This window comes from Nocardiopsis sp. EMB25 (genome assembly GCF_026797795.1).
GTDB classification, from domain to species: domain Bacteria; phylum Actinomycetota; class Actinomycetes; order Streptosporangiales; family Streptosporangiaceae; genus Nocardiopsis; species Nocardiopsis lucentensis.
Map to the genome: position 1 here is coordinate 4,913,461 of NZ_JAMTDN010000001.1, position 23,641 is coordinate 4,937,101.

General features: G+C 70.7%; 24 protein-coding genes and 1 tRNA gene. 12 read left to right on the forward strand and 13 right to left on the reverse strand.

Going from position 1 to position 23,641, the window contains the following annotated elements; translation table 11 throughout:
- Positions 1–134 precede the first annotated feature (134 nt).
- Both KIK06_RS21630 and KIK06_RS21635 read right to left on the reverse strand, forming a co-directional pair.
- Complete coding sequence (locus KIK06_RS21630) at positions 135–3,125, reverse strand: AfsR/SARP family transcriptional regulator (protein ID WP_268644879.1); 2,991 nt, start codon at positions 3,123–3,125, stop codon at positions 135–137.
- Between the two features lie 124 nt (positions 3,126–3,249).
- Positions 3,250–3,420, reverse strand: coding sequence for a hypothetical protein (locus tag KIK06_RS21635; RefSeq protein WP_017601499.1), 171 nt, complete (start codon positions 3,418–3,420; stop codon positions 3,250–3,252).
- Between the two features lie 920 nt (positions 3,421–4,340).
- On the opposite strand from KIK06_RS21635, the gene KIK06_RS21640 reads away from it, so the two are divergent.
- The 3 genes from KIK06_RS21640 (at position 4,341) to KIK06_RS21650 (ending at position 6,389) form a co-directional block, all read left to right on the forward strand.
- Positions 4,341–4,847 carry an NUDIX hydrolase gene (locus KIK06_RS21640; RefSeq protein ID WP_017601497.1) on the forward strand — a complete coding sequence of 169 codons (507 nt, stop codon included), beginning with the start codon at positions 4,341–4,343 and terminating at the stop codon, positions 4,845–4,847.
- 200 nt (positions 4,848–5,047) lie between these two features.
- The gene (locus KIK06_RS21645) at positions 5,048–5,488 is read left to right on the forward strand and encodes a membrane protein (RefSeq protein WP_017601496.1); all 441 of its coding nucleotides are present in this window, start codon (positions 5,048–5,050) and stop codon (positions 5,486–5,488) included.
- Between the two features lie 88 nt (positions 5,489–5,576).
- Positions 5,577–6,389, forward strand: coding sequence for a DUF2786 domain-containing protein (locus KIK06_RS21650; RefSeq protein WP_268646111.1), 813 nt, complete (start codon positions 5,577–5,579; stop codon positions 6,387–6,389).
- A 317-nt stretch (positions 6,390–6,706) separates the two neighbouring features.
- Here KIK06_RS21650 and dnaN read toward each other — a convergent pair whose 3' ends face one another.
- Together dnaN and KIK06_RS21660 are read right to left on the reverse strand one after the other, a co-directional pair.
- Positions 6,707–7,855: a DNA polymerase III subunit beta gene (gene dnaN / locus KIK06_RS21655; RefSeq protein WP_268644880.1), complete on the reverse strand. Its 1,149-nt coding sequence runs from the start codon at positions 7,853–7,855 to the stop codon at positions 6,707–6,709.
- A 114-nt stretch (positions 7,856–7,969) separates the two neighbouring features.
- Positions 7,970–8,437 (reverse strand): DUF4442 domain-containing protein, encoded by a 468-nt coding sequence (locus KIK06_RS21660; RefSeq protein WP_040691487.1) that lies wholly within the window; start codon positions 8,435–8,437, stop codon positions 7,970–7,972.
- A gap of 101 nt (positions 8,438–8,538) precedes the next feature.
- Here KIK06_RS21660 and KIK06_RS21665 point away from each other — a divergent pair, with 101 nt between their 5' ends.
- The 6 genes from KIK06_RS21665 (at position 8,539) to KIK06_RS21690 (ending at position 12,780) form a co-directional block, all read left to right on the forward strand.
- Positions 8,539–9,450, forward strand: a complete 912-nt coding sequence (locus KIK06_RS21665) for a LysR family transcriptional regulator (RefSeq protein WP_268644881.1) — start codon at positions 8,539–8,541, stop codon at positions 9,448–9,450.
- An 87-nt stretch (positions 9,451–9,537) separates the two neighbouring features.
- Positions 9,538–10,662 carry an allantoicase gene (gene alc / locus KIK06_RS21670; protein WP_268644882.1) on the forward strand — a complete coding sequence of 375 codons (1,125 nt, stop codon included), beginning with the start codon at positions 9,538–9,540 and terminating at the stop codon, positions 10,660–10,662.
- Between the two features lie 117 nt (positions 10,663–10,779).
- A tRNA-Ser gene (locus KIK06_RS21675) sits at positions 10,780–10,868 on the forward strand.
- Positions 10,869–11,203: 335 nt separating this feature from the next.
- Positions 11,204–11,704 carry a Clp protease N-terminal domain-containing protein gene (locus tag KIK06_RS21680; protein WP_268644883.1) on the forward strand — a complete coding sequence of 167 codons (501 nt, stop codon included), beginning with the start codon at positions 11,204–11,206 and terminating at the stop codon, positions 11,702–11,704.
- Between the two features lie 50 nt (positions 11,705–11,754).
- Positions 11,755–12,237 (forward strand): Clp protease N-terminal domain-containing protein, encoded by a 483-nt coding sequence (locus KIK06_RS21685; protein WP_268644884.1) that lies wholly within the window; start codon positions 11,755–11,757, stop codon positions 12,235–12,237.
- A gap of 114 nt (positions 12,238–12,351) precedes the next feature.
- Positions 12,352–12,780, forward strand: coding sequence for a Txe/YoeB family addiction module toxin (locus KIK06_RS21690; RefSeq protein ID WP_442789786.1), 429 nt, complete (start codon positions 12,352–12,354; stop codon positions 12,778–12,780).
- Here the strand turns inward: KIK06_RS21690 and KIK06_RS21695 are convergent.
- From KIK06_RS21695 to KIK06_RS21705, 3 genes are all read right to left on the reverse strand, one after another.
- On the reverse strand, positions 12,707–13,642 hold the full coding sequence (locus KIK06_RS21695; protein WP_268644885.1) for a universal stress protein: 936 nt from the start codon (positions 13,640–13,642) through the stop codon (positions 12,707–12,709). The two genes, KIK06_RS21690 and KIK06_RS21695, sit on opposite strands and share 74 nt — an antisense overlap.
- 116 nt (positions 13,643–13,758) lie before the next feature.
- Positions 13,759–14,688 carry a universal stress protein gene (locus KIK06_RS21700; RefSeq protein WP_268644886.1) on the reverse strand — a complete coding sequence of 310 codons (930 nt, stop codon included), beginning with the start codon at positions 14,686–14,688 and terminating at the stop codon, positions 13,759–13,761.
- Positions 14,689–14,762: 74 nt separating this feature from the next.
- The gene (locus tag KIK06_RS21705) at positions 14,763–16,448 is read right to left on the reverse strand and encodes an AAA family ATPase (protein ID WP_268644887.1); all 1,686 of its coding nucleotides are present in this window, start codon (positions 16,446–16,448) and stop codon (positions 14,763–14,765) included.
- Between the two features lie 184 nt (positions 16,449–16,632).
- Between KIK06_RS21705 and KIK06_RS21710 the strand changes: the two genes are divergently transcribed.
- The gene (locus KIK06_RS21710; protein ID WP_268644888.1) at positions 16,633–17,607 is read left to right on the forward strand and encodes an NAD(P)H-quinone oxidoreductase; all 975 of its coding nucleotides are present in this window, start codon (positions 16,633–16,635) and stop codon (positions 17,605–17,607) included.
- Positions 17,608–17,640: 33 nt separating this feature from the next.
- Complete coding sequence (locus KIK06_RS21715; protein WP_017601481.1) at positions 17,641–18,177, forward strand: bacterial proteasome activator family protein; 537 nt, start codon at positions 17,641–17,643, stop codon at positions 18,175–18,177.
- Between the two features lie 63 nt (positions 18,178–18,240).
- Here KIK06_RS21715 and serS read toward each other — a convergent pair whose 3' ends face one another.
- Positions 18,241–19,518 (reverse strand): serine--tRNA ligase, encoded by a 1,278-nt coding sequence (serS, locus tag KIK06_RS21720; RefSeq protein ID WP_268644889.1) that lies wholly within the window; start codon positions 19,516–19,518, stop codon positions 18,241–18,243.
- Between the two features lie 148 nt (positions 19,519–19,666).
- On the opposite strand from serS, the gene KIK06_RS21725 reads away from it, so the two are divergent.
- A complete protein-coding gene (locus tag KIK06_RS21725; RefSeq protein WP_268644890.1) occupies positions 19,667–19,834 on the forward strand; it encodes a hypothetical protein in 168 nt (55 codons plus the stop codon).
- Positions 19,835–19,971: 137 nt separating this feature from the next.
- Here the strand turns inward: KIK06_RS21725 and pheA are convergent, their stop codons facing one another.
- The 5 genes from pheA to KIK06_RS21750 all read right to left on the reverse strand — a co-directional run bounded on the left by pheA (position 19,972) and on the right by KIK06_RS21750 (position 23,535).
- Positions 19,972–20,919, reverse strand: coding sequence for a prephenate dehydratase (gene pheA, locus KIK06_RS21730; protein WP_268644891.1), 948 nt, complete (start codon positions 20,917–20,919; stop codon positions 19,972–19,974).
- A 34-nt stretch (positions 20,920–20,953) separates the two neighbouring features.
- Positions 20,954–21,571, reverse strand: coding sequence for a DUF4446 family protein (locus KIK06_RS21735; protein WP_268644892.1), 618 nt, complete (start codon positions 21,569–21,571; stop codon positions 20,954–20,956).
- Positions 21,572–21,646: 75 nt separating this feature from the next.
- A complete protein-coding gene (locus tag KIK06_RS21740) occupies positions 21,647–22,453 on the reverse strand; it encodes a glycosyltransferase family 2 protein (RefSeq protein WP_268644893.1) in 807 nt (268 codons plus the stop codon).
- A gap of 4 nt (positions 22,454–22,457) precedes the next feature.
- On the reverse strand, positions 22,458–22,814 hold the full coding sequence (locus KIK06_RS21745) for an STAS domain-containing protein (RefSeq protein WP_268644894.1): 357 nt from the start codon (positions 22,812–22,814) through the stop codon (positions 22,458–22,460).
- 121 nt (positions 22,815–22,935) lie between these two features.
- On the reverse strand, positions 22,936–23,535 hold the full coding sequence (locus KIK06_RS21750) for an ATP-binding protein (protein ID WP_026128109.1): 600 nt from the start codon (positions 23,533–23,535) through the stop codon (positions 22,936–22,938).
- Positions 23,536–23,641: the final 106 nt, after the last annotated feature.

Consider the following 23,641-nt stretch of genomic DNA (forward strand, 5'->3'; position numbering starts at 1 on the left):
CGGAGGAAGAACCGCGCCGCAGGCGTCCGTTGAGGGTGGTGGAGGGCGACGGGCGGGCAGAATCCCTGCCTCACGGACGCCCGAACACGGTCCGAAGCGAAGCGGAGGACCCAAAAAACACCGCCTGGGGCGTCTCAGCCAGCGTCGAGCTCGGCCAGGGCGGCACGGGCCTGGCCCAGCTCGGGAACCCCCATCACGGTGAAGGCCCGTTCGGCGCCCCGGAGAAGCGTGCGGGCGCGGTCGGCGGGCATCACCGGGACCGGAAGCCGTCCGAGGGCGAGCGCCGCCCGGGCCTCGATGTAGCGCTCACCGCGCTCGACGGCGAGAGCATGCGCCTTCTCCAACTCGACGGCGGCCTCTTCGTACCGCCCGGCGGCGTGGTGGGTCACCCCGAGGTCGGCGCGGATCTCCGCGTCCCCGCTCCGGTTCCCCGACGCCTCGCCGAGCGCCAGAGCCTCGGTGTGGCACTCGACCGCCTGGTCCCAGCGGCCGGCGACCCGGTGGGCGATCCCCAGGGAGTTGTGGATGTAGATCTGGCTCGCCACGAGCTGCGACCGCCGGGCGCGCTCCATGGCGTCGTCCAAGGCGCGAAAGGCGCTCTTCAGGTCACCGAGACCCAGGTAGGCCTCGCCCATGGTCGTCATGGCCCGTGACCGCATGTCGGCGTTGTCCTCGTCGCTGGAGTCACGAAGGGCCTGCTCGCAGGTCTCCAGGGCCTCCTCGTACCTCCCGAGGATCCGGTGGAACAGCGCGAGGTTCCCCCGCTGCAACGCCTCCACTCTCGTGTTCCCGACGCTGATGGCGTACTCCAGGACACCGCGCGACGCCGCCACGGCGTCCTCGAACCGGCCCAGCCTCTCGTAGGCCATGGCCAGGTTGGCCAGTGCGCGGATCATGCCCTTGGCGTCCCCGACCGCCTCCAGGAGGTCCCGTGCCTCCGTGAGCAGTGCGAGGGACTCCTCGAAGCGTCCGGAGAGGCAGTGCGCGATACCCAGGCCGATGAGGGTCACCGCGCGACCGCGCTGGTTCCCCTGCTTGTCGCTGACCTGGAACGCCCTTTCCTGCGAGCTGATCAGCAGCGCCATGTGGCCGTGCAGCGCGTAGTAGCGCCACACCGCGTCCGCCAGGCGCCAGGCGCTGTCGCCGTTGTCGCTCGCCGCGAAGTACTCGATCGTGTCCGTCAGGTTCTCCTGGTGGAGGGAGAACCAGCCCTCCGCCTCCTCCCGCCCCGACAGATAGGTGCGGTGCCTGGCCTCACCGGTGTCCGGGTCGGCTCGGCCGTGCACCCCCATGACCTCCGCCCCGTGCTGGGCGGTCTCCAGGTAGAACTCGGCCAGTCGGGTCCGCGCGGACTCGACCTCCCCGTCCTCGAACTCAGCGAGCGCGCGTTCGAGGGAGAAGGCCCTGATCAGGTCGTGGAGCCGGTACACGTCCCCCTGCGGCTCGTTCAGAAGGCACACCCCGACGAGCTCCTGGAGTGTGTCGTCGGCGTCCTCGAGCTCCATGTCCAGCAGCGCGGCCGCCCCGCCCAGGTCGACCGTGTTCCCGATCATCAGGCCGAGCAGGAGGAAGGCCCGGCGCTGGTCGTCGGAGAGGCTCTGGTAGGAGAGATCGATCGCCGACTCCACGCTCTGACCCTCGACGCTCAGTTCACGGAACTTGCGGTTCCGCTCTCCGAGCCTCCTGGCGACGTGCGCGAACGACCACCGGGGACGGCTCACCATGCGACCCGCGAGGACCCTGAGCGCCAGGGGCAGGCCATCGCAGATACGGATGATGTCGCGCGCCGCCTCCGGCTCGGCTCGCACGCGGTCCCGGCCCACGACGCGTTCGAGGAGTTCCAGGGATGTCGACTCGTCGAACATCCCCAGGGAGAGGAACCTGGCGCCGCTCAGACCGGCCAGGTCGTTGCGCGTCGTGATGAGGGTCATCGACCCCGGTGAGGAGGAGAGGAGCGGGCTGACCTGTGCGTAGCTGGCCGCGTTGTCCAGGATGACCAGGGTCCTGCGTCCCATGAGCGTCGCCCGCCACAGCGCCGACCTCTCGTCGAGCGACTCCGGGACGGAGTCGGGACGGACGCCGACCGCGCGCAGGAGGGCCGCCAGCGCCGAGGAGGAATCGAGCGGTTCCTTGTTCGACGTGTAGCCGTAGAGGTCGATGAAGAGCTGCCCGTCGGGAAAGCGCTTGGCCGCCTCGTAGCCGAACCGGACCGCGGTGGTCGTCTTCCCCTCCCCGCCGGCTCCGGTGATCACACAGACCTTGGCGAGGTCGTCGTCGCCCTGGGAGATCTCCTCCAGCAACCGCAGGGAGTCCCGGCGTCCGGTGAAGTCCGGCAGGTCCCGCGGAAGGTCGTTGCGCACGATGTAACCGGACCCGTGCCCGGTGGCGGGAGCCGCGGCCTGGTCCGTCACCCGCGCGGACCGCGCGTCGTCCCGGAGGATCCTGCCGTGCAGGGCGGTGAGCTCCGGTCCCGGATCGACTCCCAGCTCTTCCGCGAGGTTGGCGCGGAAGGTCTCGTAGACGGCGAGCGCACGGGCGCGTTCGTTGTCCCGCCACAGGGCGGTGATCAGCAAAAGGTGCAACCGCTCCCGGAACGGCTCCTCGCTCACCATGGGCGTGAGCCGGGACACGACCTCCGCCTGGCGCCCCAGGTCGAGGGCGCACGAGGCCCACGCGACGACGGCGGCCCACCTCTCCTCACGCAGGGGGGCGACGATCGAGTGTTCGAGGAAATCGGACCCGACGCCGGAGAACGGGACCCCTCGCCAACACTCCAACCCCTGGTCCAGGAGGTCGAGCCTGAGTTCCGGCTCGGAGTTCGCGGCCCTTTCCCGCAGTCCGCGGAACCGGTGCAGGTCGACGGTCTCCGGGGCGACGTCCAGGATGTATCCGCCGGAGGTCGTGGCGATGCTGTCGGGGAGCAGTTGGCGCAGGTGGTGGATCTGGACCTGGATGACCGAACGCGCCGTGCGCGGCGGATCGTCGTTCCAGAGGTAGGAGATCAGCTGGTCGACCGTGACCTCACGCCCGAGATGGACCAGCAGCGCTCCGAGCACGCAGCGCTGACGTGGTCCACCGACCGACAACGGTCGGCCATCGGACCACGCGGCAATGGGGCCGAGCACGCCGAATTCCACAAGAGGCAACCCTACAAGGGGAATTCACACGCAACGAGAATGCGGGCGCGCCGAACACTCCGAGTACCCCCCTCTGCCCAGTACTCGGAGTGACCGGTCACCACTCAGTGGATTACTTCTTGTCCCCGTCCTCCTGCTCGGAGGGCGCGCTCTGCACGGTCTGCTCCTCTTCCGAGGCGCTGCGGTCAGGATCGGGGTCGCGCTGCGGGCTGACCCTCGCGACGGGACCATCGCCGGTGATGATCGCCTCGAACTGCTCGTCGATCGTCAACATCCTGGGCACACGGACTCCTTTTCTCACCGCACTCGTGTAGAGACGTAACGTCGCCCTACGTCGTCTGCGCAGCATCACGGGGGACTTCACCTCCTATGACGGAGGGCCACCCGTGGCGGTTCCGCCTGCGACACGCCACGGGTGGCATGTGTCCAACGAACGTCGGACCGGCCTGCACTCACGAGCCGTCCTCTCGCGGGAACCGGTCTCGTCGAACGTGTTCCACACTAGAGACATACTCTTCCGTTCCACTTACAGTCCACTTTCAGCGCGTGCCCACCGCCTGGACTGACAGAACGTCGTTACCCGCACACTCTGGGTCCTATTCATGGCCCTTGGCTAGTGCCTGGCCGAATGCGGACAGGATGAAAGTGCTCACGGAGCGCGCGGACGGACGCCACCGGAACGTTTCCCGTCTCACCGAGAACGGCGTTCCCGCGTCCTTCCCACATCGCGTGACAGCGAAACGGCGCTGAAAAAGTGTCCCATGTCCATACCCGCGAACTCCCACCCGCATCCTGCACCTTTTCGGATGTTTAAGGTCACATGTCATGTTTCGTCGATGGACTTCCTCTCCGCGGTCCACCATGCCGAGCCGACCGCCGGCCCCGCACCGGAAGCCTGGAACCGGGCACCGAACCGAACACCCTCCGGTACCGCCTCACCCGCGTGGAGGCCGGGATCACACGAGGGGACTCCGGCCCGGAGACTCGGATCCGCGTCGACGTGGAGAACACCGGCTCCAGACCGATGGAGGTGTCCCGCGTCGGCCGGACCTCGCGCCTCGTCCTCGCACCCGGCAGCCGTGTCCTCAGACGGCCGACAGGCATGATCCACGCTCAGCGGGCATCATCGTGCGTGGCGGATCGTTGTCCGGGAAGGGTGGACGGCCGGTCGGCCGAGTGCGACGCGAGAGAGGGAGGCGCCTGATGCAGGACGGCGACGGAAACGGCTGGGTGAGCCTGCCCGACGGGACCCGCCGGTGGGGGGTGTACGGCGCGGCCGGGCTGCTGCTGTACGCCACGGACATGACCGGGACCGGACACGTGCTTCTCCAGTACCGCGCCGGATGGACCCACATGGGCGGCACCTGGGGCATCCCCGGAGGTGCGCGCAACCGCGACGAGACCCCTCTGGAGGCCGCCGTGCGGGAGTTCCGCGAGGAGGTGGAGGGGGATCTCGGCGAGTTCACCGTCATCGGCGCCTACGAGCACGATCTCACCGTGTGGCGGTACGACACCTTCCTCGCCCGCACGTCCGCTCTGCTGCCGTTCCGCCCCGGCAACTCCGAGAGCGAGGAGATCCGGTGGGTGCCCGTGGCGGAGACGGCGGCGCTGCCCCTGCTCCCGGCCTTCCGTTCGACCTGGTCGCACCTGAGCGAGGACCTGACCGGCATCGGGAACCGCGCCGGACCGGGCACTCCGACGGGCGCCTGATCGTTGGCCCACCGTAGGGCGAGGCGCCGGACGCGGACCGCACCGTCCGTCCACGGGCCGACGGTGGGCGAACATGCGCGAGCGAATTGGGGGGAAGGTCAGGGACGAGCCCTGATGTCCCGACGGACCCCCTGGGCGCATGCTGGAGGGGACGGCCGTGCCACGAGCGGACGTCACATGATTCGACTGGAGCGGTGAACATGACGCTGGAGCGCGGTAACGCATTCACTCCCGTCGCCTCGGCGACGATGATCTGGCCCTGGGGAGCGTCGCTCGCGGGTGGCTCGGTGGCCGCGGCCCTGTCCTTCCTGATGAACTTCGGCCTGTCCGGAATCCCCGGTGCTGTGACGACCGGTATCTTCTTCTTCGCCCTGATCGGCGGGATCGGCGGTGTGATCCGCAAGAAGGGCGACCGGCGCGGCCGCCGATGGGCCGCCACCTACCCGTTCCGCTACGCGACCGCCCCCGCCCTGCTCGGCGGCGGCGCCACCGCCGTGATGAGCTACATCGCCTCCGTGATCGGTAGCTTCGCGATCTTCAGCGGGCTGTTCGGCGCCCTGTTCGCCGGACTGGGCGTGGGCCTGGTCCTGTGGGTGATCATCGGGGTCATCGCGATGGTGGTCGGGAACAAGAACGCCTAGGCTCGGTGTTTTCCGCCCGTGGGCGGAACCAGAACACTCACCTACGGGAGACAACCGGGCGCCGATGACTGAAGCTGCTCGTCAGAAGATGGTCGAGCGGGTCCGCGGGCTCCTCCGGATGGCGGAGGACCCCGCGGTCACCGATGCCGAGAGCCAGGCGTTCACCGCCAAGGCCGCCGAGCTGATGACCCGCCACGCGATCGCCGAGGCCGAGGCCCGAGCGGAGCGGGGAGAGGAACCCGACGCGATCAGCCGTATGGACTACGCGGTGCCGGGGGTGGGCGGCCATGGAAAGGCCCGGGTCCGGGCACTGGCCGACATCGCCGCGGCGTACGGCTGCCAGTCGGCGGTGCGCGGCAACACGGCCGAGACCACCGAGCGCACCATGATCCTCGTGGGCACGGTCGACGCGCTGGAAGCGCTGCGGATACTGCTGCCGTCGATCTCGATGCAGATGGAGGCGTCCGCGAGGTTCATGAGTTCGTCGCACGTGACCGATATCCGGGAGCTGCGCAATTACACGCGTTCGGAACTGGAGACCGAGCGCAAGCGCTACTACCGCTCGTTCGTCCGGGCGTACGGGCGCGCGGTGGCCGAGCGGATCCGGGAGTTTCGTACCCGTCTCCGGGAGAACGCGTCCCCGGAGGGAACCGACGGGACGTCGAACGGCTCCGACGCGTCGGAATCGAGCCGCGGCGCGGAACTCGTGCTGCGGGACGACGTCCACCGCGTGAACGAGGAGTTCCACAAACAGTTCCCGCAACTGCGCAAGCACCGCCCGGAACGCACCCACAGCGCGGCCGGGTACCGCGCCGGGTACCGGCGTGGGCGCGAGGCGGAGCTGGGGCTGGAGACCCCTGTGTCCGGCGGTGGGACGTCGACGCTGACCGGCGGCGACTGAGCCGCGTTCCGCGGGCCTTCCGCCTCGCTCCGGTTCGCCCGGCGCGGTCCTTCCTCAGGCGCCCTGGGCGCCGCTTGGGGCGGACGTTCCAAGGAGCAGGCCCCGGCCGCACTGTCCACTGAGTTGTCCACAGGCCGCCCACACCTGGGGAACTTCGCTGTTCTTGCACGTCAAAGCCGAAATGCGAAGGATTTCCAACGTTGCTTCGGGGCTCTGGAACGACGATGACCCTGGGTTATCCACAGGAATGACACCGGGCCTGTGGATAACTTGTGGACAGCTGGGGAGAAACCACACCGAAAGCTCGTTCTCCCAGGTCAGGAAAGTCGGAGCGGTTGCACCAGATAGCGGAAGGACGGACGGTCGTCCTCCTTCGCCGGAACCTCGGTGAACACGGCGGGTTTGGTCGGCTCGGTGAAGTTGAGGCGCGCGGTGTCGGTCTCCACCCCCGCCAGCCCGTCCATGAGGTAGTCCGGGCGGAAGGCCACCCGCAGCGGGTCTCCCTCGTAGTCGGCGCTGATCGTCTCGACGGCCTGGGCGTCCTCACCCGAGCCCGCCTCCAGCACGACCTCGTTCCCGGCGAAGGCCAGCCGCAGCGGCGTGGCCCGGTCCGCCACCAGGGCGACGCGCTTGACGGCCGCGATCAGCGGCGCCACCGCGACCTCCGCCCGCGCTGAGAACTCGGCGGGGAACCACGAGGCGTACTTGACGAAGTCGCTGTCGATGAGTCGGGTGGTGGTGCGGCGCTCGCCGTTCTCGAAGCCGATCATGCCCTCGCCCGGAGCCGTGCCCGAACCCGCCGCGCCAGCGGACAGGGCGATGTCCACGTTGGACTGGCTGAGCAGACCGCGCACGACGTCGTTGAGGGTGCGCGCGGGCACCAGCGCCGCCGTGTCCAACCCCGGATCATCGGGCCGCCACCACAGTTCGCGGGCGGCGATGCGGTAGCGGTCGGTCGCGACCACGGTCAGCGTGTCACCGGAGAAGTCCAGGTAGGCGCCTGTGAGCATGGGGAGGGTGTCGTCCCGGCTCGCGGCCGGGGCCACCTGGCGAACCGCCGTGGCCAGGGTGTCCGCGGGAACGGAGCCGATCCGGTCGGGCATCCCGGGCAGGGAGGGGTAGTCCTCCAGGGGCATGGTCACGAGTGTGAAGCGCGCCGCCCCGCCCGTGACGAGGAGCTTCGGCCCGTCCGCCTCGATGCGCACGGAGCCCTCCGGCAGGTTCCGCACGATCTCGGCGAGCAGGCGGCCGGGGACGAGGGCGGCGCCGGGCTCCTCGGAGAGCACCTCCACCGAGGCGCGCGCGGAGACCTCGTAGTCGAACCCGGACAGGTGTAGTGAGGTTCCGTCGCCGGAGACCTCCAGCCGCATCCCCGCGAGCACGGGGACGGCGGGCCTGGTGGGGAGCGCCCGAGCCGTCCAGGCGACCGCCTCGGCGAAGGCGTCGCGGTCTACTCGCAGTCTCACGGTGACTCCTCCTCATCAGGGTGGTTCACCGTGAACGTACCCACCGGGGGTGACAATCGACGGCCCCGCCAGGAGCCAGTCCGAGCGGGGCCGAGAGGAGTGGGTCCGGCGGGGTCACTTCTTGTTGGGGCGCAGCGTCCACACCACCGTCATCCGGCCGGTGACGGTGCCGTCGTCGGTGCGCAGCTCGATCTCGACCGGGAACTCCGGACGCTTGCCCTCGTCCAGTTCGGCGACGACCTCCTCACGGGTGCGTCCGAGCGTGGCCTCGGCGGTGACGTCGCCCATGGCGAGCTTGAGGTACCTGATCTCGGCGCTGACGGCGAGCGGGACGGCCCGCTCCAGCTGGTCGCTGAAGGCGCCGATGACGATGGCCCCGGAGGCCGACTCGGCCAGGGTGAACATGGCCCCGGCGTGGGGCCCGCCGACGTGGTTGTGGTGGTCGGCGTTGTCGGGCAGACGCATGACGGCGCGGTCGAAGTCGAGGTCGGTGAAGGTGACCCCGAGCGTGCGGGCGAAGGGCACCGCGGCCAGGAATCCGGACTTGACCATCTCCGCCGTCTCGGCGTTCATCTTTGCCATGACAGCAATGTTACTCCCGAGTAATGTCGCGACGCCACCCGGGACGATCTTCAATCCCCACCGGCTTTCCGTTAAGTCGATGTGAATGGTAGTTCTGAGTGATGACCGACTGGGACCTCCGCAAGTTGCGCGTGCTCCGCACCCTGGACGAACTCGGCACCGTCAGGGCCACCGCCGAGGCGCTCCGCATGACACCGTCAGCCGTGTCCCAACAGCTCTCCTCGCTGTCCACGCAGACCGGCGTCCCCCTGCTGGAGGCCCACGGGCGCCGGGTCCGGCTCACGGACGCCGCCCGCGTGCTGCTCCGCCACACCGACATCGTCCTCGCCCAGCTCGAACGGGCCGAGGCCGAACTGGAGGGCTTCGCCCGCGGGGAGGCGGGGCACGTGCGTGTGGGCGCCTTCGCCACGGCCATCCCACGACTCGTGGTCCCGGCGGTCAGCGCCCTGCGACGCGCCCACCCGGGGCTGACCGTCAAGGTGCACCAGGCCGACGCGGCCGAGGTCTACGACCTGCTCTCGGCCGGTGAGATCGACGTCGGCCTCTCCCTCGCCGCCCAGGCCCCCACCGGCCAGGACAGCCGCTTCGACCGGGCCGAACTGCTCACCGACCCCCTCGACGTGGCCCTGCCCGCCCACCACCGCCTGGCCAACGCGCCCGGCCCCCGGCTGGCCGACCTGGCCGACGAGCCGTGGATCTACGGCGACGCGGGCCCCTGGCGGGACATCACCGTCGCCGCGTGCGCCCAGGCGGGATTCGTACCCGAACAAGCACACGTGGCGGCCGACTGGCGGGCCATCCTCGACATGGTCGCCGCCGGGCTGGGCGTCGCACTGATCCCACGGCTGGCCGCGGCCGGCCGGACCCCCGGCGTCGCACTCCGGGTACTACCCGCCGACCAGCCGCGCCGCCACGTGGTCTCCGCGGTCCGTTCCGGCGCGCGCGAACGGCCCTGGATCGCCCTCGTCACGCGCGCCCTGGGCGAGGCCGCCGCAAACGTTCAGTCTTCCTAAACAGATTGAGCAGAAAGTTTCGATGGACGTAACCGTTTTCTCCTGCGACTCTGAAAGGGTCCGCACAGACCGACCCTCAGGAGAGACATGACCGCACCGGCCCCCGTCGATCCGCGTGCCTTCAACGCCCAGCCGTACCAGGGAGGAGACCCCTACGCGGACTACCGCTCCGCCAAGCGCGACTTCTCCACCCTCGTCGACCTCGCCGATCGCCGACTGGGGGGCGGTGTCGTCGCCGCCAACGACGAGTTCTTCGCCGAGCGGGAGAACCTGCTCAAGCCCGAACCCGCCGTGTTCGACCCCGAGGCCTTCGGCCACAAGGGCAAGGTCATGGACGGGTGGGAGACCCGCCGCCGCCGCGGCGTGAGCGCCGAGCAACCGCACCCGACCAGTGACGACCACGACTGGGCCCTGGTCCGCCTCGGCCTGCCCGGCGTCATCCGGGGCCTCGTGGTGGACACCGCGCACTTCCGCGGCAACCACCCGACCGAGGTCAGTGTCGAGGCCGCGCACCTGGCCGGCACTCCCTCCACCGAGGAACTCCTCGCCGCCGAGTGGACCGAGATCGTGCCCCGCACCCACGTGTACGGGCACGCCGCCAACGACTTCGAGGTCACCCGGGAGCGCCGCTGGACGCATCTGCGGCTCAAGCAGTTCCCCGACGGCGGCGTGGCCCGCCTGCGCGTGTACGGCGAACCGATCGCCGACCCCAGCTGGCTCGCCGCGCTGGACAGCTTCGACGTGGCCGCCCTGGTCAACGGCGGCCTGGTCGAGGACGCCTCCGACCGGTTCTACTCGCCGCCGGAGAACATCATCGCCCCGGGCCGCTCCGCCAAGATGGACGACGGCTGGGAGAACCGGCGCCGCCGCGACAAGGACAACGACTGGGTGCGCTTCCGTCTCACCGCGCAGGCGTCGGTCCGGGCCGTCGAGTTGGACACCGCCTACCTGAAGGGCAACTCGGCCGGGTGGGTGACCATCCTCGGCTGTGACGCGGAGAGCGACCCGGACACCTGGTTCGAGATCGTGGGCCGCACCAAGCTCCAGCCGGACAGCGCACACCGGTTCCTGCTCGCCTCCCCGGTCACCGTGACCCACGTACGCACGGACGTCTTCCCCGACGGCGGCATGGCCCGCCTGCACGTCCTCGGCTCCCTCACCGACACCGGCCGCGCCGCCCTGGCCGGTCGCTGGGAGTCCCTCACCGGCTGACCCACCAGCCGGCCCGCCCCCCGACACCGCGTTCCCGGCGTCGGGGGCGCGAACATACCGGGGTGTGGATTCACGGACGATGCCCTAACATGACTGGCGGAGACCAGCGCTCCTCCGGGAGGGTTCGCATAGCGGCCGAGTGCAGTGCTCTTGAAAAGCACCAAGTCCTTGACGGGACTTCGTGGGTTCAAATCCCACACCCTCCGCCGAAGCGGTGAGTCGTCGCAGGTCGGCGGCTCGCGGCGAAGACACCGAAGGCCGGTGGTCCGGGCCCGTCGCACATGTGTCGCGCACGGGCCGGGAAGCCACCGGCCTTCGGTGTTCCCGGACTCAGGCGGCACGGAGTGCGGCGGGAAGCGCACCGCCCCAGGGCCGGGGTCCCTCCCGATCACCTACGCGGCCATCAGCTGGTCGCTCCACCGCAGATCCGAGGACGGGAATCGCCCTACCGCGTCCTCGGTCGAAAAGCCCGGCCCGTAGGCGTCGGTCATCAAGGTCCGGGACCGGGCGACGCCCCTCGACCGCTGAGAGACTGAGGGGCATGTTCGAACGGTTCACCGACCAGGCGCGGAATGTACTCGTGCAGGCGCAGAGCGAGGCGGTCGCGCTCAGGCACAGACGTATCGGCGGCGGGCACCTGCTGCTGGGGCTGGCCCGGGAGGGCAACGGCCTCGCGGCCGACACGCTGGCATCCCTCGGGCTGAACCACGAGGCCGCTCGAACGGAAGTGGCCCGTCTCGGCGGCCGCAGGAGTTGGACCCGCCGGAACCACCGACGGCTCGCCCCTGAGACGAAGAAGGCCCTGGAGGGCTCGCTGTACGCCGCTCTGGAGCGGGAGCACACCTTCATCGGGACCGAACACCTGCTTCTCGGACTGTTGCGCGGGGAACACGATGCGGCATCCCGCGTCCTCCGAAACCTCGGGATCCCTCCTGAGGACGTCGTCCAGCACGTACACCGAACCCTGGACGAGCTGGCCGAGCACACGCGGGATCACGGCCAGGACCGGGCCTTCCCGCTTCGACTGATGCCAGAGCAGTAGCCGTGTTGGATCCGAGGAGACCCCTCGGCGATGATTTTGGAGAGGCGGACATGGCCACGGTGTACACCAAGCAGGGGCGGCGAGTCATCGAGCTGGCCGTGCGGGAAGCAGTGGATCTCAGGCACGACAGCATCGGATCCGTGCACCTGTTGCTCGGAATCCTGCGCGTGGACGACTCCGTCGCGGCTCCCGTGCTGAGGTCTCACGGAGTCACCCGCGCAGCGGTTCTGGCCGAGGTGGATCAGACCCGCCAGCGGGGGAAACCGGGTTTCTGGAAGGAGTGGCGACGAAGTCGGAACCTGGCCCTGACCGAGGAGTGCAGGACGTCCCTGGAGCATGCTGGCGGGGAGGCTCTGGCACACGGGTGTCTGATCGGACCGGAGCATCTGTTGCTCGGTGTGCTGTGCGAGGACCACAGCGAGGTATGGCCTTTGGTGTGCGACCTCGGCCGCTCCCCGGACCAGATCTTCCACCAGGTCCACCAGATGCTGGACGACCCCGCGGGCGACACCCGGGGGAGGGCCCGTGGGTGAGCGGATCGACCACTGCGACGCCCCGAGGCCAGGGGCTTTCCATGTCCACCCGCATGCGGTCACGCGCAACTCGAAGAACCCTGAAAGTGGTACGGAGGTTCCGTACCACCCACGATGGGAGACACCGTGTCCATCAGCGCCAGCGAGGCACGTTCCTCGCTGTTTCCCCTGTTGAAGAGAGTCAACGAGGACCACGACGTGGTGCACACCAACTCGCGGCAGCACGGCGACGCGGTACTCATGTCCGCCGACGACCGGCGAAGCTGGCGGGAGACCGTCTACCTCCTCCGCTCGCCCGCCAACGCCGCCCGGCCGCTGAAGGCCAATCTGTCCGGGTACTGGTCACGCCGGATCACCGACGAGCACCGGCTCGTCTACCGGGCTGACGACCGCGAACTGAGGATCGTCAGCGCCCGGTACCACTACGAACAATCGAAACGGTCGGACCTTCGAATCACCCGTGCCGCCCCTACTCGTACTCCTCCGCGTGCTTGGGCAGCACCACGACCGGCACCGGCGAGTGGTGCAGGAGCCCCTGGCTGACCGACCCCAGCAGCAGACCGCGCACGCTCCCCCGCCCGCGCGAGCCCACGACGATGGCGTCCGCGCCCCGGGCCGCCTCGATCAACGCGTCCACCGGGTTGGACTGGGTGCGCACCACACTGACCCGGACCGCCGTGTCCTCGCGCTGCTCGTCGAGGACGTCGGCCAACGCCTCGGCCACGAGCTCCTGGGACTTCTGGTCCAGCACGTCGTCCTGCAGCTGGTACCCGGCCGCGGCCAAGCTGACGGGGTCGTAGGGGAAGGCGACCTCCCAGCTGTTGACCACGACCACCTCGCCGTCGTCCTCCTTCGCCAGGTCGACGGCCAGGCGCAGCGCACGGTGGGAGTTCGCGGACCCGTCGACCCCGACCACGACCCGGTTCAGCGACGTGCTCGCGGGCTTGCCGGCATCCCCCACCGGCACGACCACCACCGGACACGGCGCGTGCCCGGACAGCCGCACGCTGACCGATCCGGCGAACATCGACGCGACCGAACCCATGCCCCGGGTCCCGACCACGATCAGGTCCCCCGGGTGCGCCTGCCGGAGGATCGCCAGCGGAGCCTCCTCCATGGCCGTCAGGGTCCGGACCGTCACCGACGGCGCGATCGCCCGCGCGTACTCCACGGCACGCTCCAGCACCTGCGTGGCCTGTCCGGAGATCTCGTCGGTCGGGGGGAAGCGGACCGGGCCGCCGTAGGCCGTCACCACCAGCGGCATCCCCAGCGCGTAGACGATGGTCAGCGGTGTACCCCTGCGTCCGGCCTCGACCGCCGCCCACTCCAACGCCGCCCGGCCATTCTCCGAGCCGTCCACGCCCACGATCACCTGGGGCGTGTGCTCCGCCTTCTTGTCCGCCATGGCAACTCCCTTGGATCTGGATCCATCATCGCCGAGAAGGCACCCGATACCTGGGAACGGCACGGTTGCCCGTTCCCATATTCACCCACGCCTTCGACCGGCGTAAGGCGCCCCCCTCAATCGGTGTCCTCCGAGTGCGGCGGCAGCACGGCGACCGGGACGAGCGCGTGGTGCAGCACCCCCTGGCTCACCGAACCCAGCAGCAGACCGCTCACCCCGCCGCGGCCGCGCGACCCCACGACGATCAGGTCGGCGTTCCTCCCCGCCTCCAGCAACGCCTCCACGGGGTCGGCCTGCATGCGCACGGCACTGATGTCCAGGTTCTCCGTCTGGTCGTCGACCACCTCGGCGAGCACCCCCGCCACGATCTCCTCCGACTGACGGTCGAACACCTCCTCGTGCGCCTCCCGGGCATCGGCCTCCAGGGCGGAGACGTCCGCGGGCAGCGGCACCTCCCAGCTGTTGACCACCTCCACCGCCGCTCCGCTCAACAGCGCCTCGTGCAGCCCGAAGCGGAGTGCCCGGCGCGAGGAGTCGGAGCCGTCCACCCCCACGACGATCCGGCCCTTGGGCGCCGACGGCCCCACCGGGGTGGGTTCGTCCTTGTGGGCCGGAACGAACACCACCGGACACGGCGCCTCCGAGGTCGCCCGCGGACTCATCGACCCGTGCAGCATCGCGCGCACCGCGCCCAGGCCCCGGGAGCCGACCACGATCACGTCACCGTGTCGCGCCTCCTCCATGATCGCGTCCGGCGCGTCCTCCGCGGCCAGGACGGTCACGACGTTCACCCCCGGATGCGTGTCGCGCACCAGTTCGGCGCCGTCGTCCAGCAGGTCCCGCGCGTAACCGCGCGCCTCCTGGACCGCCAGGCGGCGCTCCGGCGTGCCGTGCGCGACCACGGAGTCCTCCCCCATACCGTGCACGATCCTCAGTTGCGCCCCGCGTCTGGCCGCCGCCTCCGCGGCCCACTCCAACGCGGCGTGGGCCGCGGGCGTACCGTCCACCCCGACGACGACGGCCGTCGGGCGATCCTCTGCGCTCATCCTCATCCCCTTCCCCTCCCCTTCATTGTCGGGACTCGGTCCGGGGAAACCGGGACCACCGCGCGCCGACCGGCTCACCCCCGCCGGGCGAAGCCCTCACCGACGCCCGCGGCCAAGCATAGGTAGGCGTCCCGGGTCGCGGGGGAGAGCTGGTCGAGATCCACCTCCGCGCCCTCCTCCAGGTGGCCGTCCCACGGCACCCGGACGACCGACCGGCACCGTCCGGAGAAATGCTCCTCCAGCCGCCCCAGGTCGACGCTGCTCCTGCTGTTGGAGCGGACCATCGACAACACGACCACGGCGCCCCGGACGAGGTTCATGTGACCGTGCGCCTCCAACCAGTCGAGGGTGGCGCTCGCGCTGCGCGCCCCGTCCACCGACGCCGAACTCACCAGCACGACCTGGTCGGCCAGACCCAGCACCCCCCTCATCGCGGAGTGGAGCAGACCGGTGCCGCAATCGGTGATGCAGATCGAGTAGAAGTGCTCGACGATCCGCGCGACCTCCCGGTAGTCGTCCTCGCTGAACGCCTCCGACACCGCCGGGTCACGGTCCGAGGCGAGGATCTCCAACCTGCTCGGCGCCTGGGAGGTGAATCCCCGGATGTCGGCGTACCGCGACACGAGGTGGCGCTCGTTGAGGAGGTCACGGATGGTGGCCGCGGTCTCCAGGCGCACCTTGTCCGAGAGCGTGCCCCGGTCGGGGTTGGCGTCCACGGCCAGCACGCGGTCTCCGCGCAGGGAGGCCAGGGTGGCACCGAGCGCGACCGAGGTGGTGGTCTTGCCGACCCCGCCCTTGAGGCTGAGGACCGCCACGCGGTGGTGCCCCGACGCGACCGGTGTGCAGGCGCGGGCGACGAGTTCCCGCTGGCGCAGCACCCGTGCCGACTCCCCGGGGTTGACCAGACCGAGGGTCGCCGTGTGCACGGCCTTGCGCCACCCCCCGCTCGGCCCCTGTCGGCGGTTGCGGACCAGTGTGGCGGCGTTGAGCGAGTCGGAGGTCTCGCGTCCGTCCTCCCCGGGACGGCCTCCGGTGTCCGGCTCGGGGTGCCGCGTGGGCGAGGCCGCGGCGGCGCGCGGGCCGGTCAACGACGGCGGCGTCGGCCGCCACGGGGTGATGGCCCCGTCCGTGTCCGGGGCCGTGCCGAGCGCCGGCGGGTCGGAGGTCTCGGCCTCCAGCGGCGGCAGCTGCTCGGGTTCGGGCACGTCGGGGTCGGGCCGCAGCCGACGCGGCGCCAACGGGTCCGGGCCCTCCGACTCCGACCGGTCGATCCGCCCCGGCCGGAGCGGACGCCGCGGGCGCTCGCGCGGGGTCGGCGGCTCCTCCTCCGCCCCCTGGGCGTCCTCCGCGTCCCCGGGCGCGCGCCCGGCCTCGTCGGCCACGCGTCCCTCGGCCGCCGGCTCCCCGGGTTCCGGATCCTCCGGAACCGCTTCCTCGGGGTCCGACCGCGCGGACTCCGCGGGCGGTGTGGTCTCGGGCAGCCGCGCGTAGGGCGGCGGAGGGGGCGCGGACACCTCGAATCCCCCGAACCACTGCTCACGCGGGCTGGGCGCGGACGCGGAGAGCGCCGGCCCGGAGATATCGTCCGGGGATGTCGGGGGAAGGCGGTCGGGATCCGGTCCGCTCTCCCCCTCGATGTCGCCGTCCCCCTCCGCGACGTCCGGAGGCGGTTCCCACAGCGGCTCGGCACGCTCCTCGTCGTGCGGGTCGCGCCCCGTCCCGGGGCTGCGGTCCGGCCCGTTCTGTTCCTGGTGTGCCACCAGAGTTCTCCTCAAGAGGCGTCAAGGGGTGTTGTGAGAGGGGAGGGGCCCCACGGGGAGCGGTCGGAGGTTGTCCCCGGTCCCACTCATACCCGCACACGCCAAGCAAAGCATGCCGGTCGGAAGGGAGATACGGACGGATCCCCGGACCCGCCCGCGGCCTTCACTGGGTACTGTCTGCCTCATGTACGCGATGCGCATCACCGAACCCGGAGGACCCGAGGTCCTGTCGTGGTCCGAGGTTCCCGACCCGGCCCCCGGATCTGGCGAGGTCCTCGTGGACGTGACCGCGAGCGCGGTCAACCGGGCCGACGTCGCCCAACGTCAGGGCACCTATCCGCCGCCGCCGGGCGCCCCCGAGTATCCGGGCCTGGAGTGCTCCGGCACGGTCGCCGCGCTCGGTCCCGGCGCCGAGGGCTCCGGGTGGTCCGTGGGCGATCCCGTGTGCGCCCTGCTCTCCGGCGGCGGCTACGCCGAGCGCGTCGTCGTACCGGTGGGACAGCTCCTCCCTGTGCCGAAGGGCGTCGGTCTCACCGAGGCGGCCGCACTGCCCGAGGTCGCCGCCACCGTCTGGTCCAACCTGGTGATGGTGGGCCGCCTCCGAGCCGGGGAGACGGTCCTGGTGCACGGCGGCGGCAGCGGGATCGGTACCTTCGCGATCCAGTTCGCCCGCGCCATGGGCGCGCGGGTGGCCGTCACCGCGGGCAGTGAGGCGAAACTGCGCGCCTGCCGTGAACTGGGCGCCGAGACCACCATCGACTACCACACCGAGGACTTCGCCGAACGCGTGCGCGCGGAGGGCGGCGCCGACGTGATCCTGGACATCATGGGCGGCTCCTACCTGGACGCCAACCTGAGGTCGCTCAAGACCGGCGGGCGCCTCCTGGTCATCGCGCTCATGGGTGGCCGGCGCGCCGAACTCGACCTCGGCCGCATGCTCGCCAAACGGCTCTCGGTGCACGCGACCACGCTCCGGTCCCGCCCCGTCGAGGAGAAGGCGGCCATCACCGCGGGAGTACGGGACGGGGTCTGGCCGTTGGTAGAAAAGGGTGCCGTCCGACCCGTCATCGACCGCGTCATACCGATGCGGGACGCGGCGGAGGCGCACCGTGTCATGGAATCGAGCGCGCACACGGGCAAGATCCTGCTCACCCGCTGACCGTGTGCCGACGACATCCGACAAAGGGGACTGATGACCAGCTCAGACGACCACAACGAACAGCCCCACGTCCTCGTGGTGGGCTCCGGGCAATCCCACGAGGAGGACGGTGACGGGCACCAGGAACCGCGCACCCTCACCGACATGGTGGAGCAGCCCGCCAAGGTGATGCGGATCGGCAGCATGATCCGCCAGCTCCTGGACGAGGTGAAGGCCGCTCCGCTCGACGAGGCCAGCAGGGCCCGTCTGAAGGAGATCCACACCTCCTCGATCAAGGAGCTGGAGGACGGCCTGGCCCCCGAGCTCATCGAGGAGCTGGAGCGGCTGACCCTGCCCTTCGCCGACGGCAGCGCGCCCAGCGACGCGGAGCTGCGGATCGCCCAGGCCCAGCTGGTCGGCTGGCTGGAGGGGCTGTTCCACGGCATCCAGACCACGCTCTTCGCCCAGCAGATGGCGGCCCGGGCCCAGCTGGAGAACATGCGCAAGGCGCTGCCGCCCGGTGTTTCCGGGTTCCAGGGCTCGGCGGGGCCCGAGGAGGGCGGCATGGCGGCGGGCGGCCCCTACCTGTAGCCCACGCACGAACGGAGCCCGCCCCCGGACGGGGGCGGGCTCCGTGCCGTTCGTTCTTTCGCGCTACCGCTTCCTCGGTGCGGCCACCGGCTCCAGGACGTCGCGGCCCAGGTAGGGGCGCAGCGCCTCGGGGACGACGACCGAGCCGTCCTCACGCTGGTGGTTCTCCAGGATCGCGACGATCCACCGGGTGGTCGCGAGCGTGCCGTTGAGGGTGGCGGCGAACCGCGGCTTGCCCTCGCCGTCGCGGAAGCGGACGTTGAGCCGTCGCGATTGGAAGTCCGTGCAGTTCGACGTGGACGTGAGCTCGCGGTAGGTCTCCTGGGTGGGGATCCACGCCTCGCAGTCGTACTTGCGCGCCGCGCTCGTTCCCAGGTCGCCCCCGGCGATGTCCACCACGCGGTAGGACAGCTCGAGCTTGTCGAGCATCTCCCGTTCCCAGGCCAGCAGCCGCAGGTGCTCCTCGTCGGCCTGGTCCGGGTGGGTGTAGACGAACATCTCCACCTTGTTGAACTGGTGGACCCGGATGATGCCGCGGGTGTCCTTGCCGTAGGAGCCCGCTTCCCGGCGGAAGCACGGCGACCAGCCGATGTAGCGGTTCGGCAGGGCGTCGGCGGGCAGGATCTCCCCGGCGTGGTACCCGGCCAGCGGCACCTCGGAGGTGCCGACCAGGTACAGGTCGTCGTTGCCGAGGTGGTAGACCTCGTCGGAGTGCTCGCCGAGGAAGCCGGTGCCCTCCATGGTCTCGGGCTTGACCAGGACCGGCGGGATCATCGGGGTGAAGCCCGCCTGGACCGCCTGGTTCATCGCCATGTTGAGCAGCGCCAGCTCCAGCTGGGCGCCCACCCCGGTGAGGAAGTAGAAGCGGGCGCCGGAGACCTTGGCGCCGCGCTCCATGTCGATGGCCCCGAGCATCTCGCCCAGTTCCAGGTGGTCGCGGGGGGTGAAGTCGAAGCTCCGCGGCTCGCCCACGGTCTCCACGACCCGGAAGTCGTCGACGCCGCCCTCGGGGGCGTCCTCCTGGACGATGTTGGGCACGCGCGAGAGCACGGCGTCCAGCTCGTCGGCGAGTCGACCCGCCTCCGCTTCGGCCTCCTTGACGTCGGCGGCCAGTGCCTTGGCGCGCGTCAGGAGCTCCTCGCGCTCCTCGGGGGAGGCCTTGGAGACGGACTTACCCACACTCTTCTGCTCAGCCCGCAGGGACTCGAAGCGGGAGAGCGCCGATCGGCGGCTGGCGTCGAGTTCGAGCAGCCGGTCCGCGACGGAGGCGTCCTCCCCGCGGGCCCGCTGCGAGGCACGGAGTCGTTCGGGGTCTTCTCGAAGAGCGCGAAGGTCGATCACGTCTTGCAGGTTACCGCCCGGCCCGCTCCGGACCGACACGTTTTTCCGTAGTCGCGTCATAACTGAGAGCGATCGTCGTCCTCCTCCATGACAGGGCCGACCGGACACGGGCGCGGCCGTCGGCACACCGGCCAGGGGGAGACACAGCGTGAAACCACTGAGAGAGATGAACACCGAGGAGCTCAGCGCGGCCCTGACCGCCCTGGACGAGTCCAGGCCCGAGGACACCGCCCTCCGGCTGGCCCTCCATCTGGAGCTGCGCCGCGCGGCCGCGGAGGAGTGGCTCCTCGACGACTCCGAGTCCGACCTCCCCTGAGGGCGGTGGCGGGCGACGAAGTGGGGGAGACCGCGCCGCAGGCGTCCGTTGAGGGTGCCCGCCCCTCCGCGAAGCGGCCCCCGGGCGGTGGCGGGCGACGGGTGGGGGAGCACAGCGGCAGGCCCAAAGAACACCGACTAGTCGACATACCCCGCGCGGACGCGTGCGAGCCAGCGCTCGGCCTCGGCGAAGACGGCGTCCGTCGTCGGGCGCGGACGCAGCAGCGGATCGACCTCCGTGGCCCGACCGCTGCGCGGATAGCTGCCCAGGAAGCGCACGTCCCGGCAGACGCGGCGGATGCCCATGAGCGCCTCACCGACCCGCGCCTCGGCCACGTGGCCCTCCGCGTCGATGCAGAAGCAGTAGCTGCCCAGCCCGTCCCCGGTGGGGCGGGACTCCAGCCGCGTGAGGTTGACCCCGCGTACGGCGAACTGGTTGAGCACCTCGATCAGCGCGCCGGGGTGGTCGTCGTTGATGAACGCGACCAACGACGTCAGATCGGACCCGGTGGGCTCGGGCAGCGCGCCTGGCCGGGACAGGTAGATGAACCGGGTGGCGGCGTCGGAACGGTCGCCCACCCCGGTCGCCAGTGCCTGCAGGCCGTAGCGCTCACCCGCGATGACGGCGCAGATCGCGGCGTCGTAGGGCGCACCGGGCTCGGCCACCGAGCGCGCCGCCGCGGCCGTCGACGAGACGGTGTGCGTGTCGGCGTCGGGCAGGTGCCGCGCGAGCCAGCCCCGGCACTGCGCCAGGGCGTGCGGATGGGTCGCCACCCGCTTGACGTCCTCCAGGACCGTCCCAGGCCGGGCGAACAGCGCGAACTCCACCGGAACGGCGGTCTCCCCGGTGATGATCAGCGGGTCCCCGTTGATGAGCTCGGCGATGGTCGCGGTGACTCCGCCCTCGACCGAGTTCTCCAGGGGTACGACACCGCCGTCGACCGAGCCCGACCGCACCGCGTCGAAGACGGCGGCGACTCCCTGGCACGGGACGCGGGCGCCGTCGGGGGCGCCGGGTCGCAGTGCGCGGAGCGCGGCTTCGGTGAAGGTGCCCTCGGGGCCGAGGTAGGCGTAACGGTTGGGCATGGTGTTCAGGCTATACGGCCGAGGCCACGCACGCTCATGCTCCGGTGGCCGGAGCTCCCGCCGGATCGCCCACGAGGTCGCCCACGGGATCGCCCTCGGAGATGTCGGAGGCGACCGCCGCGTCGGACGCGTCATCCGCCCTGAACACGGTGACCGGGACCTCCTCCTCGGCGGCGACGCTCTGGGAACGGCCCCCGTCCTCGCCTCCGGTCCGGGGTCGAACGACCGCGGCTCCCGCCACCGGGGCGGCGGACGCACCGACCCCGTTGCCCAGGCGCGCGGACCGGATGACGCGGTACTCCTCCGGGCTGAGCAGGGTGTCCGCCTCGCCGCGCGTGATCTCCTTGGCGTAGGTCCGCGACTCGGTCCGCCCGTTGATCGAGGTGAGCACCACGCCGTCACCGTCGCTGTTGAGCAGCGCGAGGGAGAACGAGCGTGCGCCCGACATCTCCTCGAGGGCGTCGTAGTGCAGGACCGCGACGTCGCGCACGGCACGCGGGTCCACACCGGAGGCGTTGACCGAGACCGCGCGTTCGGCCAGCGCCCGGGAATCGCCACTGATCTCCCGGGCCCGGACGAGCGCGTACCCGCCGAGGACGAGCCCGCCCACACCCGTGAGCATGCCTATCGAAGTCAGGATCGTTGTGAACACAGGGCGAGCGTATCGCTACACATCGCACGGATGGGGCTACTCTCGGCGATTCGCGCGACTAATTTGCCCGATTTTTCAGGAAAGATCGCCCCTGGTCGACCATGCCCTCCCTCTGGCCCGGTCCCACTGGCGCCGCACCGCCGGCCGGAACTTGCGCACCGTGAGTGCCCTGGCGACGTCCGTGAACTGCCGTGCCCGGTGCAGCTGCGCGCGAAGATCGGTGCCGGTCGCCCTGTGCTCCAGGGGCACCTCGACCTCGACCACCCGAAACCCCGACCGCAGCACGTCGATGGTCAGGCCGGTCTCCACCCCGAATCCCGGCGCCAGCGGGCGGGCCGCCTCGAAGGCCGCTCTGGTCAGACACCGCTGACCGTTGAGCGGCTGCTCCGGTTCCCAACCGGTGGCCCTGCACACGCCCTCGCGCGCGAGTCGCACCACGAACCCGTGGCCGCCCAGGCGCATGCGAGTGGCGGGGAACAGGGCGATCGTCATGTCGGCACGGCCCTCCAGGACCGGCGTGACCAGCGGCTCCGCGCTCTCGGCGGTCGCGCCCAGGTCGGCGTCGAGGAACAGGAGGTGGCGCGGTGGCCGACCACCCTCGTCCGTCTCGGCCGCCTCGATGGCGCGGACGCCCTCCGCCCCCGTTTCCATGGCCGCGCCCTTGCCCCGGTTGCGGCCGTGTCTGAACACGCGGGCTCCGGCGTCGCGCGCGACGTCGGCCGTACGGTCGGAGGAGCCGTCGTCGACGACGACGACGAAGTCCACCCCCGGCAGCGTGCTCGCGGCCCGGACGGTCGTGCCGATCCTGGCCGCCTCGTCCTTGGCGGCGATCACCACGGCGACACCCGCGGGATCGCCGTTCTGCCCCCGGTCCACGGTCACCCGACTACTCGCCCGTGCCGGTCCCAGCGCCCACCGGCCAAGCGTCGAACCCGGAGTGGATGGTGAAGACCTCGTCCAGCCCGGTGACCTCCAGGACCTTCACGACCGCCGCCTTCGGCGCCACGAGCTCCAGGTCACCCCCCTTGTCGCGGGAGCGCTTCATCGCGGACAGCAGCACGCTGATGCCGGTCGAGTCGCAAAACTCCGTCCGCGACATGTCGATGACCAGCCGCCGTGCCCCGCCCTCCAGGGCCTCCAGGAGGCCGCTGCGCAACTGGGGTGCCGTGTACAGGTCGATCTCACCGCCCACGGTTACCACCGCGAGGTCGTCCTGAGATCGGCTTGATATCTTCAACTCCACAGTCGTGACTGTAGCGTCCCGACCAGCCACGGGCCACCTCGTTGACGGTGTTTCGCGACATCGGTCACGTTCCTCCGGGTAGCCCGCCCGGGCGGCCTCCGGTCCGGTCGCCCGCGACGGCTCAGAGCAGCGCGCCCCAGGCGGGGGCGCTCTCCCGAACGCGCATGCGTACCGCGACCACCTCGTCGGGGGCCGCGTCCGCGACCGTGTCGGCGCAACGGCGGTCAAGGGCCGAGAGACGACCGGGGTGGAGGTCGTCGACACCGATGTCCAGCACCGCCCAGACCGTGGTCGTGGTCGCGTCCATCTCGGTGCCCCACTGCCCGGCGAGCGACTGGACGATACCCAGCCCCCGCCCACCCAGACCGGACACGGACGGGCGAGCCACACGCGGCATGGTGCTGGATCCGCCGTCACGGACCGCGATCTCCACCCAACCGCCGGACGGCGACCGGTGATCCACCCGCACACGCCACGACACACCGACCGTGTCCTCCGGTTCCGGCAGCGGGGACGCGTGCCGGAGGGCGTTGCTCACGAGTTCACTGATGATGAGGGAGGCGTCGTCGACGCGCTCGTCGCCGATCTCCATGGCGCGCAGGTCACTGCACAGCCGCTGGCGGGCACCGGTCACGCTCATGGGGGCGTAGGGAAGCATGACGCTCCGCTCGACCCGGTACGGGCATGACCCGTCGTCGAGTGGTGTGTTGTCTCCTGACACGACCTTCGTCCCTGCGCGTTGGTACTTCGTCGGGCGGTTCGGAACCCGCCCGATGTGTGTCAGCGAATTCCACCAGGGGTGGAAATGCCCCGATCACCACGCGCGG

Coding starts and splice junctions, on each gene's coding strand:
- KIK06_RS21650 (WP_268646111.1), top strand. CDS start 5,577: ATGGTCGAGCGGGTCCGCGGGCTCCTCCGGATGGCGGAGGACCCCGCG.
- alc (WP_268644882.1), top strand. CDS start 9,538: ATGACCGCACCGGCCCCCGTCGATCCGCGTGCCTTCAACGCCCAGCCG.
- KIK06_RS21640 (WP_017601497.1), top strand. CDS start 4,341: ATGCAGGACGGCGACGGAAACGGCTGGGTGAGCCTGCCCGACGGGACC.
- KIK06_RS21695 (WP_268644885.1), bottom strand. CDS start 13,642: ATGGCGGACAAGAAGGCGGAGCACACGCCCCAGGTGATCGTGGGCGTG.
- pheA (WP_268644891.1), bottom strand. CDS start 20,919: ATGCCCAACCGTTACGCCTACCTCGGCCCCGAGGGCACCTTCACCGAA.
- KIK06_RS21715 (WP_017601481.1), top strand. CDS start 17,641: ATGACCAGCTCAGACGACCACAACGAACAGCCCCACGTCCTCGTGGTG.
- KIK06_RS21685 (WP_268644884.1), top strand. CDS start 11,755: ATGGCCACGGTGTACACCAAGCAGGGGCGGCGAGTCATCGAGCTGGCC.
- KIK06_RS21710 (WP_268644888.1), top strand. CDS start 16,633: ATGTACGCGATGCGCATCACCGAACCCGGAGGACCCGAGGTCCTGTCG.
- KIK06_RS21665 (WP_268644881.1), top strand. CDS start 8,539: ATGACCGACTGGGACCTCCGCAAGTTGCGCGTGCTCCGCACCCTGGAC.
- KIK06_RS21680 (WP_268644883.1), top strand. CDS start 11,204: ATGTTCGAACGGTTCACCGACCAGGCGCGGAATGTACTCGTGCAGGCG.
- KIK06_RS21645 (WP_017601496.1), top strand. CDS start 5,048: ATGACGCTGGAGCGCGGTAACGCATTCACTCCCGTCGCCTCGGCGACG.
- KIK06_RS21690 (WP_442789786.1), top strand. CDS start 12,352: ATGGGAGACACCGTGTCCATCAGCGCCAGCGAGGCACGTTCCTCGCTG.
- KIK06_RS21700 (WP_268644886.1), bottom strand. CDS start 14,688: ATGAGCGCAGAGGATCGCCCGACGGCCGTCGTCGTCGGGGTGGACGGT.
- KIK06_RS21660 (WP_040691487.1), bottom strand. CDS start 8,437: ATGGCAAAGATGAACGCCGAGACGGCGGAGATGGTCAAGTCCGGATTC.